General features: G+C 31.5%; 3 protein-coding genes. All 3 read left to right on the top strand.

The genetic code is table 11. The features are described 5' to 3' along the window. Window positions 1-353 precede the first annotated feature (353 nt). Window positions 354-653 carry a hypothetical protein gene (locus tag NYG92_RS08995; RefSeq protein ID WP_289234195.1) on the top strand — a complete coding sequence of 100 codons (300 nt, stop codon included), beginning with the start codon at window positions 354-356 and terminating at the stop codon, window positions 651-653. 96 nt (window positions 654-749) lie between these two features. Continuing rightward, window positions 750-1,640 carry a DNA adenine methylase gene (locus NYG92_RS09000; RefSeq protein WP_289234196.1) on the top strand — a complete coding sequence of 297 codons (891 nt, stop codon included), beginning with the start codon at window positions 750-752 and terminating at the stop codon, window positions 1,638-1,640. Further along, a partial coding sequence (locus tag NYG92_RS09005; RefSeq protein ID WP_289234197.1) for a terminase large subunit domain-containing protein occupies window positions 1,618-2,291 on the top strand: 674 nt, incomplete at its 3' end. The genes NYG92_RS09000 and NYG92_RS09005, both read left to right, overlap by 23 nt.

The raw sequence follows: 2,291 nt of genomic DNA on the forward strand, positions 1-2,291 counted from the left end.
GGGCTAGTAAATAATCGAATGCTACCCAAAGTCGTTACTAGCCTTAAATTTATCAATAATTTAACGCGGGGGGATAGCAAAACCCCTTTTTGATAAACGAGAAATTATACATTTTCAAGCTTGAAAAAAGCTTTATCAAAGTTAAAAGGCACAAATGAGCTAATTTATAAGGAGGAGCTTTTATTCTTTATTTAAAAATTTTGCAAATAAAAAACCAAGCACAGAACAAGCAAAAAATCCTACAACCAAGCCTCTTGCTATATCATCTAAAAAAGTCAGGTCCATATTTAATCCTTTTGATGAAATTCTTGCTAAAATGTTAATATTTTAATTTTTCACAAAAAAGGCTTAAAATGGAAATTTTAGCAATAATCTTTAAGGATTATATCAATGTAAATTTTGCAGTGGGCTTTTTCTTAGGATGGCTTTTATTTTATAGGCTTAATCTTAAAAAACAGGCTTTGGTGGATAGTGAGATAAAGATGCGTAAAGAAGAATGTGAAAACCTTAAGAAAATGCTAGAAAGTTTAAGAAAAAGCGGTGATGAGCTTTTAAATTCACAAAGAAAACGCTATGAGGATGAGATAAAAAGGCTTGACGGAAAAATAGCCTTTTATGAAGCTAAAGAAGGGACAAATATTTTAAAGGTTTAGCTCATTTGCTTTTTACAGGCAAATAAGCAAAAGTTTTTAAGCTTAGTTTTTAAGCTTAGTTTTTGCAAAAATAACTCCTTTTAATTAGGAGAGAAAATGCAAGAAAATTATATCCCCCTTTATAAAACACCACCCCTAGCCTTTAATGGCAATAAGAAAAATATGCTTAAGCTTTATAGAGAGGCTTTAGAGGATATGAGATGCTATATTAATAAAGACACGGTTTTCTATGATGTTTTTGGAGGAAGTGGATTGCTAGCGCACGAGACAAAAAGGCAATTTCAAAATAACGAGGTTATATGGAATGATTATGATGATTTTCAAAAAAGGCTAGATATGCTTGAAAAAACGGAGGCTTTAAGGCTTAAAATTGTAGAAATTGTCAAAAATAAAGAGCTTAAAACACAAGAAAGAATAGAAAGAATAGAAAGAGAAAAGATAGAAAAGCTTTTAAAAGATGAGGGCGAATTTGATTATATACAACTTAGTTCTTGGCTAAGATTTAGTGGGGCTTATGCTAAAGATTGCGAAGACTTTTTTAAATGTAAAGAAATGTATAACCGCTTAAATTATAACAAGGTTTTGAATAAAAAGGACTATTTAAAGGGTATTGTAAGGGTGCAAAAGGATTATAAAGAACTTATAAAAGAAGCAAAAGAGCGGGGCAACTTCTTTTTTATCCTAGACCCTCCTTATATACAAACTGATAGGGCGCATTATGAGGGATTTTTTGGTATGAGGGAGTTTTTAAAACTCATCATAAATATAGAAATGCCTTTTATCTTTTTTTCAAGTGCAAAAAGCGAGATTTTAGACTTTATAGACTTTTGCAAAGAGCCGAAAAACTTGCAAAACTTGCAAAACTTGCATTTTAAAAGCACAAATTTGGGAAATTGCTTTGCAAATAAAGATAATAGGGATTTTATCTTTTATAGGCAAAGAGGGTTATTTGATAAGATAGAGAATGAAAGAAGCAAAAGAGTATAAAAAAGAGCTTATTTTAAGGGCGTTAGCAAAAAAGGATTTTTACACTTTTTTAAGGCTTAAATGGGATAGATACAATAAGGCGAAGTTTTTGGAAAATTGGCACTTTAATTATTTGTGTGAGGTTTTAAGCCTTACACTGCCTTATTATGCAAAAGAAAATAATACTGAAATTTTAAGACGACTAATGCTAAATATGCCACCAAGTTATGGTAAAACTGAAACCATAGCAAGAAGCTTTATAGCGTGGGCTTTGGGTAATGATAGAAAACGCAAATTTATCTACATCTCTTATAGTGATGAATTATGTAAAAAAATATGTAATCAAGTGCGGGATTTGATAAAATCAAGCTTTTTTTTAAGTATATTTGAGGAAAAGCCCAGTTTCTTGCAAGATAATTCTAAAGAATTTGTTTTAAGTGAGGGGGGAGGGCTTTTTGTAACGACTTTAAAATCCGCAATTACAGGCTTTCACGCTGACCAGATACTAATTGACGACCCGATAAAAGTGAGCGCGATGAGTTCTAAAGCCGAGCGAAAGCTAGTTAATGAAAACTTTAAAGAAAGCGTTTTGACGCGTTTGCAAAATACAAATTCAAATATTACCATTTTAATGCAAAGATTAGGCTACGAGGATTTATGCGGATTTTTGCT

The sequence above is a fragment of the Campylobacter felis genome, from assembly GCF_030250085.1.
Classification (GTDB): domain Bacteria; phylum Campylobacterota; class Campylobacteria; order Campylobacterales; family Campylobacteraceae; genus Campylobacter_D; species Campylobacter_D upsaliensis.